14 protein-coding genes are annotated in these 15,877 nt (G+C 64.8%); 7 read left to right on the top strand and 7 right to left on the bottom strand.

Going from position 1 to position 15,877, the window contains the following annotated elements; all coding sequences use genetic code 11:
- Positions 1-37: 37 nt before the first annotated feature.
- Both O9320_05020 and O9320_05015 read right to left on the bottom strand, forming a co-directional pair.
- The gene (locus tag O9320_05020) at positions 38-1,303 is read right to left on the bottom strand and encodes a YncE family protein (protein MCZ8310192.1); all 1,266 of its coding nucleotides are present in this window, start codon (positions 1,301-1,303) and stop codon (positions 38-40) included.
- Between the two features lie 159 nt (positions 1,304-1,462).
- Positions 1,463-2,575: an adenylate/guanylate cyclase domain-containing protein gene (locus O9320_05015; GenBank protein MCZ8310191.1), complete on the bottom strand. Its 1,113-nt coding sequence runs from the start codon at positions 2,573-2,575 to the stop codon at positions 1,463-1,465.
- A 104-nt stretch (positions 2,576-2,679) separates the two neighbouring features.
- Between O9320_05015 and O9320_05010 the strand changes: the two genes are divergently transcribed.
- From O9320_05010 to O9320_04980, 7 genes are all read left to right on the top strand, one after another.
- On the top strand, positions 2,680-3,660 hold the full coding sequence (locus O9320_05010) for an oxidoreductase (protein ID MCZ8310190.1): 981 nt from the start codon (positions 2,680-2,682) through the stop codon (positions 3,658-3,660).
- Positions 3,661-4,416: 756 nt separating this feature from the next.
- Entirely contained in the window at positions 4,417-4,860 is a 444-nt protein-coding gene (rbfA, locus tag O9320_05005; protein ID MCZ8310189.1) for a 30S ribosome-binding factor RbfA, read from the top strand.
- Positions 4,857-5,765 carry a tRNA pseudouridine(55) synthase TruB gene (gene truB, locus O9320_05000; protein ID MCZ8310188.1) on the top strand — a complete coding sequence of 303 codons (909 nt, stop codon included), beginning with the start codon at positions 4,857-4,859 and terminating at the stop codon, positions 5,763-5,765. The genes rbfA and truB overlap by 4 nt, the downstream gene beginning before the upstream one ends.
- A 17-nt stretch (positions 5,766-5,782) precedes the next feature.
- Complete coding sequence (gene rpsO / locus O9320_04995) at positions 5,783-6,052, top strand: 30S ribosomal protein S15 (GenBank protein ID MCZ8310187.1); 270 nt, start codon at positions 5,783-5,785, stop codon at positions 6,050-6,052.
- Positions 6,053-6,331: 279 nt separating this feature from the next.
- Positions 6,332-8,467, top strand: coding sequence for a polyribonucleotide nucleotidyltransferase (gene pnp / locus O9320_04990; protein MCZ8310186.1), 2,136 nt, complete (start codon positions 6,332-6,334; stop codon positions 8,465-8,467).
- Between the two features lie 93 nt (positions 8,468-8,560).
- Positions 8,561-9,292, top strand: coding sequence for a glycerophosphodiester phosphodiesterase (gene ugpQ, locus O9320_04985; GenBank protein MCZ8310185.1), 732 nt, complete (start codon positions 8,561-8,563; stop codon positions 9,290-9,292).
- Between the two features lie 10 nt (positions 9,293-9,302).
- Positions 9,303-10,763 carry a transporter substrate-binding domain-containing protein gene (locus tag O9320_04980; GenBank protein MCZ8310184.1) on the top strand — a complete coding sequence of 487 codons (1,461 nt, stop codon included), beginning with the start codon at positions 9,303-9,305 and terminating at the stop codon, positions 10,761-10,763.
- A 34-nt stretch (positions 10,764-10,797) separates the two neighbouring features.
- Here the strand turns inward: O9320_04980 and O9320_04975 are convergent, their stop codons facing one another.
- The 5 genes from O9320_04975 to O9320_04955 form a co-directional block, all read right to left on the bottom strand.
- Complete coding sequence (locus O9320_04975) at positions 10,798-12,366, bottom strand: TRAP transporter large permease subunit (GenBank protein ID MCZ8310183.1); 1,569 nt, start codon at positions 12,364-12,366, stop codon at positions 10,798-10,800.
- Between the two features lie 12 nt (positions 12,367-12,378).
- Positions 12,379-12,933, bottom strand: coding sequence for a TRAP transporter small permease subunit (locus tag O9320_04970; protein MCZ8310182.1), 555 nt, complete (start codon positions 12,931-12,933; stop codon positions 12,379-12,381).
- Between the two features lie 58 nt (positions 12,934-12,991).
- Positions 12,992-14,077 carry a TRAP transporter substrate-binding protein gene (locus tag O9320_04965; protein ID MCZ8310181.1) on the bottom strand — a complete coding sequence of 362 codons (1,086 nt, stop codon included), beginning with the start codon at positions 14,075-14,077 and terminating at the stop codon, positions 12,992-12,994.
- A gap of 145 nt (positions 14,078-14,222) precedes the next feature.
- Positions 14,223-15,287, bottom strand: coding sequence for a hypothetical protein (locus O9320_04960; protein ID MCZ8310180.1), 1,065 nt, complete (start codon positions 15,285-15,287; stop codon positions 14,223-14,225).
- A gap of 21 nt (positions 15,288-15,308) precedes the next feature.
- Positions 15,309-15,845, bottom strand: coding sequence for a sigma-70 family RNA polymerase sigma factor (locus tag O9320_04955; GenBank protein MCZ8310179.1), 537 nt, complete (start codon positions 15,843-15,845; stop codon positions 15,309-15,311).
- Between the last annotated feature and the right edge of the window lie 32 nt (positions 15,846-15,877).

Here is a 15,877-nt window from a genome sequence, read left to right as displayed (position 1 = left end):
GGCCTACTTTTTTCGGCGTTGGGCCGTTTTTCCGGCGTTAGAATGCAGCCAGCATGTAGCTCTCGTTGCCCACGCCGGTCGTGCACGAAACGATTTTTCCGCTTTCGAGATCGAGGAACCAAACAAGGCTGCTGCCTGGACCCGCTTTGGCGCCGCCGATCACGCAGGCATAGCGCCCGCCTGCGATGGCAATGCCGCGCGGACGCGCGAGCGCACCCGTCGGCGTGCGCGGATAGAGCCGCAGCGTTTCGGCCGAGCGGCCCGCGATCGCGTCGTCGACGTCGATCAGCGAAATCGTGTTGGAACGAAAGCACGTCGCGACGACGCGCTTGCCGTCGGGCGCAAACGCGACGGCGAACGGGCGCGTAGCTTCGTTGGGATCGTCGCTGCCCACGCGCACGCGTGCGACCTCCGCGTCCTTGCCGCCGGCGGCAGCACGCGCGACGTCGATGATCGAGACCGTACGTCCCTCGTAGGCATGCGACATGCTTTCGCGCGCCGCAACCGCGACCAGCCGTCCGTCCGGGCTGACGGCAAGGCCAAAAGGTCCAGTTTCGATCGCGACGCGGCCAATCTCGGGACGCTTTTCGCCTGCCATGGCCGCCTCGAGCGACAGCACCGACACATCGCTGAAGCCGCCATTGGCGACGAATACGAGCCCGCCCTGCAAGGCCGAGATGCCGAGACCCGTGGGATTGGGATAGCGCCCGAAGCTCGGATGCGGGCTGTCGTGTTTGCTGGGGCCTGGGGCCGGATGGCCCGGCATTTCGGCCAGCGGGATGCGCCGCACGACCTTGCGCGTGGCGACGTCGATCGCCGTGATCTCGTCGCCGCCGTCTTCGCTGCCTTCGGCTTCGCCGCAATTGACGAGCAGCGTGCGCCCGTCGGGCGTGATCGCGCAGCCGACGGGGCCGGTGCGGCCGGTCGGCACGAATTCCGCGATCGCCCCCAGCGTGCCGTCGTTTGCCTTGTCGCGCGCGGCTTTGAGATCGACAACCCCAACGAGGCCAGGATGGCCATGCTGATAGCCGGCCGCACCCGCCGGCGTCGCGCCCCCCGAATGGTTGACGACATAGGCAAAACGGCTCTGCGCGTCGACCGCGATCGACACGGGCTGGCCGCTTGCTTTGGCGTCGGGCTTGCCGTCGCCGTCGGTATCGACGTCGGGCGTGGCGCGCGGCCGTGCGAGCACGGCATTGGGCGTGCCGTCGTTTTCGGCGCGCAAAGCTGCCGCCACGTCGACGATCGCGACATTGTCGTCCCAACGGCCGCTGACGATCAGATGGCCCAGTGCGTTCGCCATTCGCGGCGTTCCTCCAACGTTGCGCGCGCGGTTTTCTGTCCGGCGCTTTATCTTATGCGTACTACATTAGTGCGCCGACGCGCTTCGGCGATAGCGCTAAGTGCATATCGACAAAAATTCTTCAGTGCCTGAATTTTTGCGGCGGCCAAGTCGGGCAGTTCAGGCCGGCGCAAACACGGCTACTTCGCCGTCGAAGCCTTTAGGCGTGAAGTGCGTGACGAGGCGCGTGGGCGCACCGCACAAAGCGGCAAAAGCCTGCGACATCACGATGTCTTCGTGGAATTCGCCGCAGATTTTTTCGATGCGCGCGAGCAGATTGACGTCGCGCCCGATGATCGTGAAATCGAGCCGGTCGCCCGCCCCGATATTGCCGAACGCAACCTCGCCCACATGCAGCGCAGTGCCGACATTGGAGGCCGCGTGGCGGATCGCCTGTGCAGCCGCCAGCGCCGCCGCGCACGCGGCCGCGGCATTCGCCGTCGTGTCGAAAGGGACCGTCGCCAGCACGCCGTCGCCGATGAATTTGAGAATCTCGCCGCCCGCCGCCGCGATCGCGGGCACCACATCGTCGAGATAGGCGTTGAGGGTGGCAACCGTCGCTTCGGGCGTGCTCGCATTGGCAAGCCGCGTGAAGCCGCGCATGTCGGTCATGATCAAAGCGGCTTCCACGCGGCGCACGTCGGCGCGCCTTATCGCCCCTTGCAGGATCAAGTCGCCCGGCACTTCGCCGACATAGGCCTTCAGCACCTCGCGCCACATCGTGTGGGTGGCGATCACGTTGGCGGTCAGGGAAAGGCTCGGCTGCAGGCTGCGGATCGCGCGGCTTTGCGCGCCCGTGAAGCCGCCCGGCTGTTTGGTCGAAAACGACAGGCCCTGCAGCGGGCCTTCGCGGAATTTGAGCGGCATCAGTAAGTAATGCGTGTGGCCTTCCTGTGCGAGCTGCGGCAGCAGGTCGTAGTCGTCGATACGCGGATCGTCGAGCTTGAACTCGACCCAGTCGCCGGTTTCCTGCAATTCGTCGATCGTGAAGCGTTTGGGTGCGGCAACGACCCGCGGATCGTCGAACGTCAAGCGGCGCAGTCGCACGTCGCCGTCCGGCTCCCAAACGCGCATGGCGCCGATGAAGCGCGGATGCAGCGTTTCAATCATGGCCGCCATGCGCGCCACGGGAACCCCACCCGCCAGCAGCCGCTCGGCGAGGCCGCTCAGCAACGCGCCCATGTCCGCCACATGCGGCCCCTCGGCGACCAGCCAGTCGGAAATGCGATCCATGGGGCAAGGATGCCGTGCGGCAGACAGCTACTCAAGGGCGGCCACTCAAGGCTTGACGAAAATGCTTAAGCGCCCGAGTTTACCGCCGAACCGGAGGGGTTTCGATGTTTCGCGCACTCGTGCTCGACAAACTGGATGGCAAGGTCGCAGCGTCGGTCAAATCGCTCGACGAGGCGTCGTTGCCCGAGGGCGAGGTCACGGTTGCCGTCGCCTACTCCTCGCTCAACTACAAAGACGGGCTCGCGATCGCCGACAAGGGCAAGATCGTGCGCAGCTTCCCGATGGTGCCGGGCGTGGATTGGGCTGGCACGGTCGAAAGCTCGGCCCATGCCGCGTTCAAACCGGGCGACCGCGTGATCCTGACCGGTTGGGGTGTCGGCGAAAACTACTGGGGCGGCATGGCGCAAAAAGCGCGCGCGCAAGCGGCCTGGCTGGTGAAATTGCCGGCCGGTACGGACGAAAAATGGGCGATGGGCATGGGCACGGCCGGCCTCACCGCGATGATGGCGGTGCATGCACTCGAAGCCGCAGGCCTGCGCCGCGACCGCGAAATTCTGGTGACCGGAGCGGCGGGCGGCGTGGGCTCGGTCGCGGTCGCCTTGCTCGCCAAGCTCGGCCACAAGGTTGCCGCCTCCACCGGCCGCCGCCAGCTCGAGCCTTATTTGCGCAGCCTTGGTGCGGCAAGCATCGTCGATCGCGCCGAACTGGCCGCCCCCTCGAAGCCGCTTTTGACCGAGCGCTGGGGCGGGGCGATCGATTCGGTCGGCGGAACGACGCTTGCGAGCGTGCTCGCCGGCTGCGCACGCCGTGCCGCCGTTGCCGCCTGCGGTCTTGCGGGTTCGGCCGATCTGCCGACGACGGTGATGCCGTTCATCCTGCGCGGCGTCAAACTGATCGGCATCGACTCTGTGTTGTGCCCGCTGCCTGAGCGCGAAGCTGCGTGGCGCAAATTGGCGGCGCTGCTGCCCGACGGCCTGCCCGGCGAAGGGCTTTCCATCTGCGGGCTCGAGGATCTGCCGAAGCTCGCCGAGGCCATCGTCGCGGGCCAAATCCAAGGCCGCGTCGTCGTCGACGTGCGGCGGTAGAAAGGGCTCCTGAAAGAACTGTCGAGATGTTGCATCCCGGAATTCCAGACTCTCTTTGGGCGAAGCTGCGTGGCCACCTTTGGCACGCGACCGGCAGCGATAGATTGGCTGAAATTTTACAGAACAATCAAATCCGTCCAGGCGTATGCCCAAACTTTCGAAGCTCATTCTGCGGCCGAAACGGAGGCATTAGTCTCTTCGACTTTGGATCGACAGCTCGGTACCGTCCACATCGGTTTTCTCAGGCTCTTGGATTTTTTGGCAGGCACCAAGCCGTTCGAGTTGTAGCCCTGCTTGATGTCGATAGAGATAATCTAGCAGACACTTTTTGGGATGCGAGAAGCGCACGCGCTAAGTGGGATGAGCCAGGAAGTACATATGGTGAGTTTATACACGGGATAGAAGCTTGCAATATTGGCCCAATACCATTGTCTGCCGTCTCGAACGTTATCTTGGTAGCGCGAGACAACCTAAACGAATTCAGATGCCACAGTCGACTTGACCAAAACATTCATCAAGCGGTCAGCAAACTGGAGTCGGAGGTCCCAGAGCCTCCTGTGGACCCTTTGATCGCAGCGTTGGATCGTGCGCGGAAGCCCGCTCAGCGACATTGATGCTCGGCGTTGAAATGCATTCCGGTCGGCAGCTCCAAAGCTGTTCTTTGATCCTATCGTTCTGAGGCAGGCGAAGTGCAGAGTTCTCAGGTCGCCGCCCGACCGCTTTGCGCTTGCGCGCATTTGGGCTAAAAGGGCGGCCATGAAACGCGACGGACATTCGAGTGAAGGGGCATCGCAGCGCCAATTGCGCGTGGGCGAAGCTTTGCGCCGCGCCCTTATCGAGGTGCTGCGCGACGGGCATTTCCGCGATCCCGATCTGCAGGACACGCTCAACATCACGATCGGCGAGGTGCGTGTGGCCCCCGATCTCAAACACGCAACCGCCTTCGTGACCACGCTCGGCAGCGTGGGTGCGGAGCCCACCATTGCGGCCCTCGGACGGGCACGCGCCTATATCCGCGGCGAGATCGCACGGCGTGTGGATCTGCGCATGGCGCCCGAATGGCATTTCCAGCGCGATACGTCGTTCGACTATGCCGAGCGCATCGACCGCGCCTTGCGCGATCCCAAGGTCGCTGCCGACATATCGCCGCCGCCGCCGGAAAAACCGGCGCGCAAGCGGGCGGCCAAGAAAAAAGCGTGAGCAGCACCAAGCGCGACAAGATCGACGGCTGGGTCTTGCTCGACAAACCGCTCGGCCTGTCTTCGACCCAAGCGCTCGGCCGCGTGCGGCGCGTGTTCAACGCGGCCAAAGGTGGGCATGCCGGCACGCTCGATCCGCTGGCCACGGGTGTGTTGCCGATGGCATTCGGCGAGGCCACCAAGACGCTGCCCTATCTCGTGGACGGCGACAAAGAATACGAATTTGCCGTGCGTTGGGGCGAGGCGACGGCGACCGACGACCGCGAAGGGGCGGTCGTGGCGACCTCCGATATTCGCCCGACGGACACCCAGATTGCGGGCGTTCTGGAGCGATTTGTCGGCCAAATCGACCAGACCCCGCCGGTCTATTCGGCCATCAAGATCGACGGCGAACGCGCCTATGCGCGCGCAAGGGCCGGCGAAGACGTTGCGATGGAATCGCGCAAGGTCTTGATCCACAAGCTTGAATATCTGGGGGCCCCGGATGCCGATACCGCTCGCTTCCGGGTCGCCAGCGGCAAGGGCATGTATGTGCGCAGCCTCGGCCGCGACCTCGCATTGGCGCTTGGCACGTGCGCGCATGTGACGGAATTGCGGCGTACGGCCGTCGGCCGATTTCGCCTCGATGCCTCGATTTCCCTGGAAAAACTGGAGGGTTTTGGGCATAGTCCCGCCCGCTTTGGGGTCCTCGCCCCGGTTGAGACCGTGCTGGACGACATCCCGGCTCTGGCCGTGACCGTGGAACAAGCCGCCGCCCTTCGAAGGGGCCAGGCTTTGCGAGACCCCCGCGTGGAACCATCCCCGCTCGAGGCGCCCGTGCTTGTCGTCTTTTGCGACGGCAAGCTGGTCGCACTTGCAGCGTCCGACGGTGCGACTTTGCGCCCCACGCGTGTCTTCAACCTCTAGGGTCCAAGGAGAGACCGATGTCGATGAACGCCGCACGCAAGACCGAAATCGTCGAAGCCTATGCCGTCCAAAAGGGCGATACGGGTTCGCCGGAAGTCCAAGTTGCCCTCCTCTCGGAGCGCATCAAGGAACTCGCCGAACATCTGACGACGCACAAGAAGGACTTCCATTCGCGTCGCGGTCTTTTGATGATGGTCGGCAAGCGCCGTTCGCTGCTCGATTATCTGAAGTCGAAAGACAAGAAGCGCTACGAGACGCTGATCGGGCGCCTCGATCTGCGTCGCTAAAAGCGGACTGCTTGACCTTCCACCGACCGAAGCGCGCGCGGCATCTCTACCCGAAGCCGGGGCAGATGCGGCGCGCGCTTTTTTCCGATTCCAGCCACACACCCCGCGCGGCGGTCCGTCGTACGACGCCGCGCAACCCATATTCGACGTCCCAATTGACAGGGGCGGCGCCGGTTGGGGCGAGGGCCATCCGGGCTTTCGCAACCGTCGCCACGTCGCGCGCATCACGGGATGCGCGCCGGCGGGTCCGTACGCGGCAGAAAGAAAGAGAGTAATTCCATGTTCGACGTCGTTCGCAAGGAAATGATGTGGGGCGGGCGCAAGCTCGTCCTCGAAACCGGCAAGATCGCCCGCCAGGCCGACGGGGCCGTGATGGCCACCTACGGCGACACGGTTGTGCTGTGCACGGTCGTGGGCGCGAAGTCGGCCAAGCCCGGCCAAGATTTCTTCCCGCTGACCGTCCACTACCAGGAAAAGACCTTCGCAGCCGGCAAGATCCCCGGCGGCTTCTTCAAGCGCGAAGGTCGCCCGACGGAAAAGGAAACGCTGGTTTCGCGCCTGATCGACCGTCCGGTGCGTCCGCTGTTCCCCGAGGGCTTCCGCAACGAAGTGCAGGTCATCGCGACCGTGCTGAGCCACGATCTCGAGAACGATCCCGACATCGTCGCGATGGTCGGCTGCTCGGCGGCCCTCACGATCTCGGGCATTCCGTTCATGGGCCCGATCGGGGCTGCGCGCGTCGGCGTCTATAACGGCGAATTCCGCCTCAATCCGCTGCAGACCGATCTTGCGGCGAGCGATCTCGAACTCGTCGTGGCCGGCACCAAGGACGGCGTGCTGATGGTCGAATCGCAGGCCAAGGAATTGTCGGAAGAAACGATGCTCGGCGCCGTGATGTTCGGCCATCGCGCGTTCCAGCCGGTGATCGATCTCATCATCTCGCTCGCCGAAACGGCCGCCAAGGATCCCTGGCCGCTCACGCAAGCTTCGCCGGTTGCCGCATCCGTCAAAACCAAGATCGCGGCGTTTGCGGCCGATCTCGGCAAGGCCTATGCCGAGCCGGTCAAGTTCGCGCGTCGCGACAAGGTTGCCGCCGTCAAGGCCGCAGCGCTTGCGACCGTGAAGGAAATTCCGGAAGAAGCCGCCGTGTTCGGCGGCCTGTTCGAGGAACTCGAAGCCAAGGTCGTGCGCGATAACATCTTGGATACCGGCCGTCGCATCGACGGCCGCGACACCAAGACGGTGCGCCCGATCGTGACGGAAGTGGGCTTCCTGCCGCGCACGCACGGCTCGGCCCTGTTCACGCGCGGCGAAACCCAAGCGCTGGTCGTGGCCACGCTGGGTACCGGCGACGACGAGCAGATCATCGACGCGCTCGAAGGCGAATATCGCGAGCACTTCATGCTGCACTATAATTTCCCGCCCTACTCGGTCGGCGAAGCCAAGCGCATGGGCTCGCCCGGCCGGCGTGAAATCGGCCACGGCAAGCTCGCTTGGCGCGCCATCCGTCCGCTGCTGCCGCCCAAGGACAAGTTCCCCTACACGATTCGCGTCGTGTCGGAGATCACCGAGTCGAACGGTTCGTCGTCGATGGCGACCGTGTGCGGCACTTCGCTTGCCATGATGGATGCGGGCGTCCCGCTGCCGCGTCCGGTTGCCGGCATCGCGATGGGTCTCATCAAGGAAGACCGCGCGTTTGCGGTTCTCTCCGACATCCTCGGCGACGAAGACCATCTCGGCGACATGGACTTCAAAGTGGCCGGTACGGAAAAGGGCGTCACCGCCCTCCAGATGGACTTGAAGATCACCTCGATCGACGAGAACATCATGAAGATCGCCCTTGGTCAGGCTAAGGACGGGCGCCTGCATATTCTGGGCGAAATGGCCAAGGGTCTCAACGACCCGCGCCAGGAAGTCTCGAAGAACGCGCCGCGCATCACGACGTTCCAGGTGCCGAAGGACAAAATCCGCGAAGTCATCGGCACCGGCGGCAAGGTCATCCGCGAGATCGTCGAACAGACGGGCTGCAAAATCGACATCGAAGACGACGGCACGATCAAGGTCGCTTCGGTCTCGGAAGAAAACGCCAAGAAGGCGATCGACTGGATCAAGGGCATCGTGTCGGAACCCGAGATGGGGGCCATCTACACCGGCAAGGTCGTCAAGATCATGGATTTCGGCGCCTTCGTGAACTTCATGGGCTCGAAGGACGGCCTCGTCCACATCTCCGAACTTGCCCCGCGCCGCGTCGAAAAGACCGGCGACGTCGTCAAGGTCGGTGATGCGGTCAAGGTCAAGCTAATCGGCTTCGACGATCGCGGCAAGGTCAAGCTGTCGATGCGCCGCGTCGATCAGGCGACTGGTGCCGACATCTCCGACCAGTTCGACAAGAAGCCGACTCCGTCGGCCGAGTAGTCTCGGGCATGCGTTCGGTTTGAACCAACAAGCCCCCGCTGGAGCAGCCGCTCCGGCGGGGGTTTTCTTTTGACCCTTCAAGGAGCGTTTGCGATGCCCAACCCGCCCCGCATCGTCGGCCATCGTGGTGCCAAAGCCAACGCGCCCGAAAATACGCTCGTCGCCATTCGCCGCGCGCATGAAGAAGGTGCGAGCTGGATCGAGTTCGACGCCAAACTCACCAAGGACAACGCGGTCGTGCTGATGCACGACGAAACGCTCGAGCGCACGAGCAACGGCAAAGGCCCCGTCGCGGAAGCCACGCTTGCAGAAATCAAAAAGCTCGATGCGGGCGCTTGGTTCGGACCCGCCTTCAAGGGCGAAACCATCCCCACGTTCGAAGAAGCCATGGCGCTGATGGCAAACCTCGGCATGGGCTTCAACATCGAGATCAAACCTTGCCCGGGCCGCGAAGCCGAAACGGCCGAGCGTGCTTGCGCGCTTGTGCTTGCGAAATGGCGCGGGCCCACACCCATCGTGTCGAGCTTCAAGCGCCAGTCGCTTGAAGCCGCTAAAGCAGCGGCCCCCTCGTTGCCGCGCGGCTATCTTGCCGAAGAACTCGGCCGCAGCTGGCGCAGCGAGGCCGAAGCGTTGGCTTGCGTCGCCATCCATCCGGGCTGGAAGCATCTCACGCGCCAGCTCGTGCGCGACGTCAAGGAAGCCGGATTCAAGGCGCTGGTATGGACCGTCAACGAGCCTGCGCGCGCGCGCGAACTTGTCGCCTGGGGGGTGGACAGCATCATCACCGACCGCCCGGCGGACATTGCACACGCGCTGGTGGGATAGAAGCCGCACCATGCCACAATCTCTCGCCCCCTTCTGCCGCATTCTGTTGGCCGCACTCGTCGTGCTGCTCGCACCCGTCGGTGCTGCATTCGCGCAAAAGCCGGATGCCGACCTCGAGGACGAACTGCCCGACGGCTCGGAGCTGCTCGACCTCTCCGATGCGCGCTACACGGGCGACCTTGCCGAGATCCGCAAGCGCGGCATGCTGCGCGTGCTGGTCGCGCCGACACGCACGGATTTCCAACTTGTGCGCGGCGAGGTGCGCGGCTTCGAAGCCGAGCTCGCGCACGAATTCGCGCGCTTCCTCAACCGCGAGCGCAAACGCGGCCAGCCGCAGATCCGCGTGCTGTTCGTCCCGCTCGCGTTCGAGGATCTGATCCCGGGTCTGCTCGCTGGGCGCGGCGACGTGATCGCCTCGGGCATGACGGTCACGCCGACGCGCAGTGCTGAGATCGGTTTCTCGCGGCCCTATTTGCGCAACATCGACGAGGTGATCGTCGCGCGCAACGGCTCCAACGTGCCGCGCACGCTGGAAGATCTGTCCGGTCGCCAGCTGTCGGTGCGCGTTGCCACGAGCTACTACGAGCATCTGCAGGCCCTCAACCGTCGTTTCGTCGCCGAGGGCCGCGCGCCGATCAAACTCGTTCCGCTCGATCCTGTGCTCGCCGACGAAGACAAGCTCGAGATGGTCTCGGCCGGCATTTTCGACATCACAGTCGTCGACTCCCATCTGGCCGCCCTGTGGACGCGCGTGCTGCCGAACATCGCGACGACGAACGTGAAGATCGCGCGCGGCGGGGCCATCGCCTGGGGCTTCCGGCCACAAGACAAAGCGCTGCGCGGTGCCGCCGACGCGTTTTTCGCAAAGCGCCAGAAAGCCAAACCGGCGAACGACGCGCAGCTCTTGAGCCAGTATTTCCAAAGCGTGCGCAGCCTCTCCAACCCGCTCGGGGGCGACGAGCGCGCCAAGCTCGAGCGGCTGTCGTCCTATTTCCGCAACCATGCCGACACGCACGGCTTTGACTGGATGCTGATGGCCGCCCAAGGTTTCCAGGAGTCGCGGCTCGACCAGCAGGCACGCAGTCCCGTCGGCGCCATCGGCATCATGCAATTGATGGCGCCGACGGCGGCCGAGATCGGGTTTCCCGATGTCGGCGAGGAAGAGACCAACGTGGCCGCGGGCATTGCCTATATGGCGCGCATCCGCGACCGCTATTTCAACGATCCCGAAATCGAGCCTTCGCAGCGCATCCTTTTCGCGATCGCCGCCTACAATGCAGGCCCCAACCGCATCCAGCGCCTGCGCGCGCGTGCGCGCACGCAAGGCCTCGATCCCAATCGCTGGTTCGGCAATGTGGAGCGCATCGTGCAGCAGAGCGTGGGCGACGAGACGGTGACCTACGTCGCCAACATCTACCGTTTCTTCCACGCCTACGCGACCTTCACCGACCCCTTGCTCGGCCAGCGCTGACGTTTGGGTGTTTGCCGAGAGGCGCGCGAGAAGATCAGAAGAGTTTTTCGGGCAGCCACGTTGCCAATGCCGGGAACGCGACGACGAGGCCGAGCCCGATCAGCTGCAGAATCACGAACGGCACGATGCCGCGGTAGATGTCGGATGTGCGCACGCTCGCGGGTGCTACGCCGCGCAGATAGAACAGCGAAAATCCGAACGGCGGCGTGAGAAAGCTCGTCTGCAGATTGACCGCGATCATGACGCCCAGCCATATCGGATCGATATCCATCTGCAAAAGGATCGGCCCGACGATCGGGATAACGATGATCGTGATCTCGACGAAGTCGAGAAAGAACCCCATCGCAAAGATGACGCCCATCACCAGGGCGATGGCACCGTACTTGCCGCCGGGCATGTCGGCCAGGAAGTCGCGCACCATCTCGTCGCCGCCGAGGCCGCGAAAGACCAGCGCAAAAAGCGTGGCGCCGATCAGCGTGGCGAAAATCATGGCCGTGATCGACATGGTGGCGCGCGACACGCCCGCCAGCACGCCGGTTCCAAAGCAGCGCCACGCGGCGGCGGCGATCCCCACCGCGAGCCCAAGCGCAAATGCGCCCGCAATCCAGATCGCGACGCGGTCGCCGAGCGGTGCCGCTTGGCGACCCAGCCGCATGTCGAAATTCGATCCGAGCACGACAAGCCCGACGGCGCAGGCAAAACCGACATAGATCGCCACGCGCCCAGGTCCGTGCGCGTCGAGCCGAAGGCCCGCAAGCAACGTGGCGCCCACTGCGCCGACCGCAGCTGCTTCGGTCGGCGTCGCGATTCCGCCCAGGATCGAGCCCAGCACGGCGACGATCAGAACGATGGGCGGAACGAGCGCATTGCCGATGTCGCGCGCGCCGACCGTGCCGGCTTCTTCGCGCGGGATTGGCGGTGCGACGCCGGGTTTGAGCCAGGCGAATGCGAGCTGGTAGGCGATGTAAAGCGCCACCAGCAAAAGCCCCGGGACCATCGAGCCCGCGAAGAGCTGGCCCACGCTCACGGTTTCCAGCATGAATTTGCCTTGGGCAAGCTGGGCCTGCTGGTAGGCGGCCGACAGAACCTCGCCCAGAATGACCATTACGGTCGACGGCGGGATGATCTGCCCCAGCGTGCCCGCCGCGCAGATTGTGCCGCAGGCGAAAGCGGGGTCGTAGCCGCGACGCAGCATCGCGGGCAGCGCCATCAGTCCCATCGTGACGACAGTGGCGCCCACGATCCCGGTCGATGCGGCGAGCAACGCGCCCACGATGCTGACCGAAATCGCAAGGCCGCCGCGCACGCTGCCGAAGAGTCGCCCCATTGCCTCGAGCAGTTCCTCGGCGATCTTGGACTTCTCGAGCATGATTCCCATGAACACGAACAGGGGAATTGCAATCAGCACTTCGCTGGTCATGGTGCCGAAAATGCGCTGCGCCAAAGCACCCAGTAGGAACGGATCGAACGCGCCGAGCGCCCAGCCGACGGCGCCGAACACAACCGCGCAGCCGGTCAAAATGAACACGACCGGCACGCCCGTCAGGATCAACAGGCACAACGAAAGGAACATCAGGAGATCGAGCACGCCGCCCAAAGCCATTGTCGATCTTTCCTAGCCGCCGTGGCCGCCGCCGGCGGCCTTGCGCGGAAAATGGGTTGTCGCGTGGCCGGTCAGCACGGCCGTCGCGCGCAGGCCGATGGCCACCGCCTGCAGCCCCAGCAGCACGGCCATCGCCGGGATCAGCGACTTCAGCACAAATAGAAACGGCAGGCCGCCGACCGACATCGGCCCTTCGCGCAAGCGCCAGGAAATCGACACGTACGACCAGCACGCCCAGATTACCAGCGCGCAGAAAGGCAGCACGGCGATGGTTATGCCGAGAAGATCGGCGAGCGCTTTGGCGCGCGGGCTCCATTCCGCATAGAGCACGTCGACGCGAACATGGCCGTCGTGCAGATACGCGTAGCCGATCGCGAGCATGAACAAAGCGGCATGCAGATAGACGACGCCTTCCTGCATCCAGATGAAACTGGATCCGTAGGCATAACGAAGCACGACGACCGAAAACTGGACTAGCACCAGCAACCCGGCGGCCCACATCACGAGACGGCCAAGCCGGTCGCTGGCTTCGTCGATCAGATCGGCGAGTTTGAGCAGCGTTTTCATCGCGGCGGATCGGCGGCTGCGTCCGACGCTTGCGCGCCGCCGCAGCCGCCGCCCGGCATCAGCCCCAGCGGATCGGCAGGGCGCGGGCGTTGAAATTGCCCGCATAGGATTGCAGCATATAGTTCTGCGAGCGCACGCGGAATTCGGCGTAGCTGTCCGCGATGCGCTTGACCAGCGGATCGCTGTGGGCGCGGAACTCGGCCATCATTTCGCCCGCCGAATTGCCGAAGGCGATCAGCAGGTCGCGCGGCGCTTCGCGCGGCACGACCTGGTTGTTGGCGATCAGGCCCGCGAGCGCCACCGGATGGCGCACGTCGTATTCGGTGGTGATTTCCTCGGCGACCGATTGGCAGGCGAACTGCACGGCCTGTTTGAGATCGGCAGGCAACGCGTTCCACTTGCCCATATTGATGCCGATTTCCTCGGCCGAGGAGGGTTCCTGGACGCCCGGATAGTAGTAGTTTTTGGCGACCTGATGCAGGCCGAGCGGCCCGTCCGAGAACGGCCCGATGAATTCGGCCGCATCGATGGCGCCCGACTGCAAGGCGGCGAAGATTTCGCCCGCCGGCAGCGAGACGACGGAAGCGCCGGCGCGCCGGAACATTTCGCCGCCCAGGCCCGCCGTGCGGAAACGCAGGCCGCGGAAATCGTCGATCGAGCGCAGTTCGCGCCGGAACCAGCCCAGCCATTGCGGACCCGAATTGCCGCAGATGAACGGCTTCACGCCGAAGCGCCCGTAGATTTCGTCGTACAGCGCCTGGCCGCCGCCATGCATCATCCAGCCTTGCTGTTCGAAGGCGGTCATGCCGAACGGAAACGAGCCGAAGAAACCGATGCCCGGCGATTTCGAAATCCAGAAGGACGGCACGCCGTGGTAGAGATCGGCCGTGCCCGCCGCGACTGCGTCGAAGGCACCCGGGGCCGGCACAACTTCGCCCGCCGAGAACAGACGCACCGAAATGCGGCCGCCCGAGACAAGGCCGATGCGGTCGGCGACCTTTTGCGCAGCAACGCCGGGACCGGGCAAATTGCGCGGCCACAGCGTGACCATGCGCCATTCGATGCGGTTCTGCGACAACGCGGGGGCGGCAAGACCGGCACTCGAAGCGGCGGCGACACCGGCCAGAAGATGGCGACGTTTCATGAGGGGGGACTCTCTGTTTGCGGTTGTTGTTCTCGCCAGTATTAGCGAAATCCGCAGTTGCTTCAAGTCGGCCCCTTGGGCACGGCTTCAAATCCGTTTGCGCCCATAGCGCGTACGGAAAACTCCGGCGAGCCGCTCGATGCCGTCAAATCGCTTCGAGATCGGTCCAGGCCTGGTCGGCGAGCATCTTGAGGCGGTCGGGGGCGATGCGGCCGGCGAAGGCGTAGCCGTAGCCGCCGCGATGCCAGTGCACGAGATTGACGCCCTGGCGCGCTTCGTTGCGTGCCCCGCGTTCGCTGAACTGCGAGAAGGCGATCACGAGGCCCACCATCTCGTTGGCGCTGTTGGTGTAGATGAGCTGGGCTGCGGGCCTGCCGCCGACGATGACCATGCGCCCGCCCTGCAGTTCGAAGCCGTGGGCGGCCAGGTCGGGAATAGCGAGATTGCGGTTGAGCTTGGCGCCGAACCATTTGCCGAGTTCGGGCACGTCGGCGGCCGTGAAATCGACAAGTAGGCGGCCTTCGCTGGCTTGCGTGGCTTCGGCGACCGTATAGAAACCCGCGACGTTTTCGAGCCAGCGGTCGCTCGAGGCGAACTGGATGCCGCCGAGCACCGGGTCGAGCCGGCCCGTGAAAACGCCACCTGCACCCAGCCCCACGAACAGCAGCAGCGAGGCTGCGATCACAGCGCCCGCCCAGGTGCGCGTTTTCGAGCGCAGGGCGGGTTTCGCTGCGAAGGCCACGACGTTTGAGGGTGTTTGCGCCTTTTGGATCGCGGCCACGAGGCGTGCGGGAACGGGTTCGTCGAGCACGGGGGCGAAGGCTGCGCGCGCCATCGCCCCGGTTTGGCGGAACATTGCGATGCGCGCGGCGGTGTCGCGGTCGCCCGCAGCACGCGCTGCCACGCGTGCGGCCGCTGCGGCATCGAGCGCACCGTCGGCATAGGCCATCAGCGTTTCATCGTCGATCGCCGCTTTTTGTGCGGCGGGTGCGCGCAGCACCGTGTCGATGAGGCGCTGCGGTACGGGCTCGAGCAGCACTTCGTTCATGGCGGCGTGCGCCAAAGCCGCAGTCTGGCGGAACATGGCCACGCGCCGCACCAAAGAAGCGTCGCCCGGCAGGGCCGCTTCGATCGCCGACACTTCGTCGGACGCGGCCGTGCCGTCGGCATAGCGCATCAGACTTTCGTCGTCGAAACGGGGTTGGTTCATGGCGGCGGTCTTCCTTCTCTTCTATTCGGCAGGGGCGGCAAGCGAGGCACCGCTTTCGCCCATGCGCTTGGCAAGGGCCGCCCGCGCGCGGGCGAGGCGGCTCATTACCGTGCCGATCGGAATCCCCAGCGACGCTGCGGCTTCCTTGTAGCTCTGGCCTTCGATGCACACGAACGTCAGCACCACGCGTTGCTCCTCGGGCAGTTGGGCGATCGCGGCGCGCACCGCTTCGTAGGTCATGTGCGCTTCCAGGCCGCGTCCGCCGTCGAAAGCAAGTTCGTCTTCGACCAAGCTTGCGTCGATCCGGCCTTCGCCGGTGCGCACCTTGACCGCGCGTCGATCGTCCAGATAGATCGTCTGGACGATGCGGAACATCCAGCTGTCGAGCCGTGTGCCCGGCTGGTACTGGTCGATCCGGGCAAGGGCGCGTTCGCACGCGGACTGCACCAGATCGTCGGCCTGGTCGGGCGCCCCGGCGAGGCCGCGCGCAAAGCGCCGCAGCCGGGGCAGCAATTCGACCATTTCGGCGCGCAGCTGGTTGAGCGTTTCGTCGTTCACGAAAGCGCTCCCCCGGCGAGGCCGCCGAAAGC

The organism is Magnetospirillum sp., assembly GCA_027532905.1.
In the GTDB taxonomy this organism is placed as follows: domain Bacteria; phylum Pseudomonadota; class Alphaproteobacteria; order CACIAM-22H2; family CACIAM-22H2; genus Tagaea.
This window is presented reverse-complemented; position numbering and strand designations above follow the sequence as displayed.

Excerpts from the sequence above, each read along its gene's own strand:
- O9320_04970 (MCZ8310182.1), bottom strand. The coding sequence starts at position 12,933 with ATGAAAACGCTGCTCAAACTCGCCGATCTGATCGACGAAGCCAGCGAC.
- O9320_04960 (MCZ8310180.1), bottom strand. The coding sequence starts at position 15,287 with ATGAACCAACCCCGTTTCGACGACGAAAGTCTGATGCGCTATGCCGAC.
- O9320_05010 (MCZ8310190.1), top strand. The coding sequence starts at position 2,680 with ATGTTTCGCGCACTCGTGCTCGACAAACTGGATGGCAAGGTCGCAGCG.
- rpsO (MCZ8310187.1), top strand. The coding sequence starts at position 5,783 with ATGTCGATGAACGCCGCACGCAAGACCGAAATCGTCGAAGCCTATGCC.
- O9320_04965 (MCZ8310181.1), bottom strand. The coding sequence starts at position 14,077 with ATGAAACGTCGCCATCTTCTGGCCGGTGTCGCCGCCGCTTCGAGTGCC.
- rbfA (MCZ8310189.1), top strand. The coding sequence starts at position 4,417 with ATGAAACGCGACGGACATTCGAGTGAAGGGGCATCGCAGCGCCAATTG.
- O9320_04980 (MCZ8310184.1), top strand. The coding sequence starts at position 9,303 with ATGCCACAATCTCTCGCCCCCTTCTGCCGCATTCTGTTGGCCGCACTC.
- O9320_05015 (MCZ8310191.1), bottom strand. The coding sequence starts at position 2,575 with ATGGATCGCATTTCCGACTGGCTGGTCGCCGAGGGGCCGCATGTGGCG.
- O9320_04975 (MCZ8310183.1), bottom strand. The coding sequence starts at position 12,366 with ATGGCTTTGGGCGGCGTGCTCGATCTCCTGATGTTCCTTTCGTTGTGC.
- O9320_05020 (MCZ8310192.1), bottom strand. The coding sequence starts at position 1,303 with ATGGCGAACGCACTGGGCCATCTGATCGTCAGCGGCCGTTGGGACGAC.
- pnp (MCZ8310186.1), top strand. The coding sequence starts at position 6,332 with ATGTTCGACGTCGTTCGCAAGGAAATGATGTGGGGCGGGCGCAAGCTC.
- ugpQ (MCZ8310185.1), top strand. The coding sequence starts at position 8,561 with ATGCCCAACCCGCCCCGCATCGTCGGCCATCGTGGTGCCAAAGCCAAC.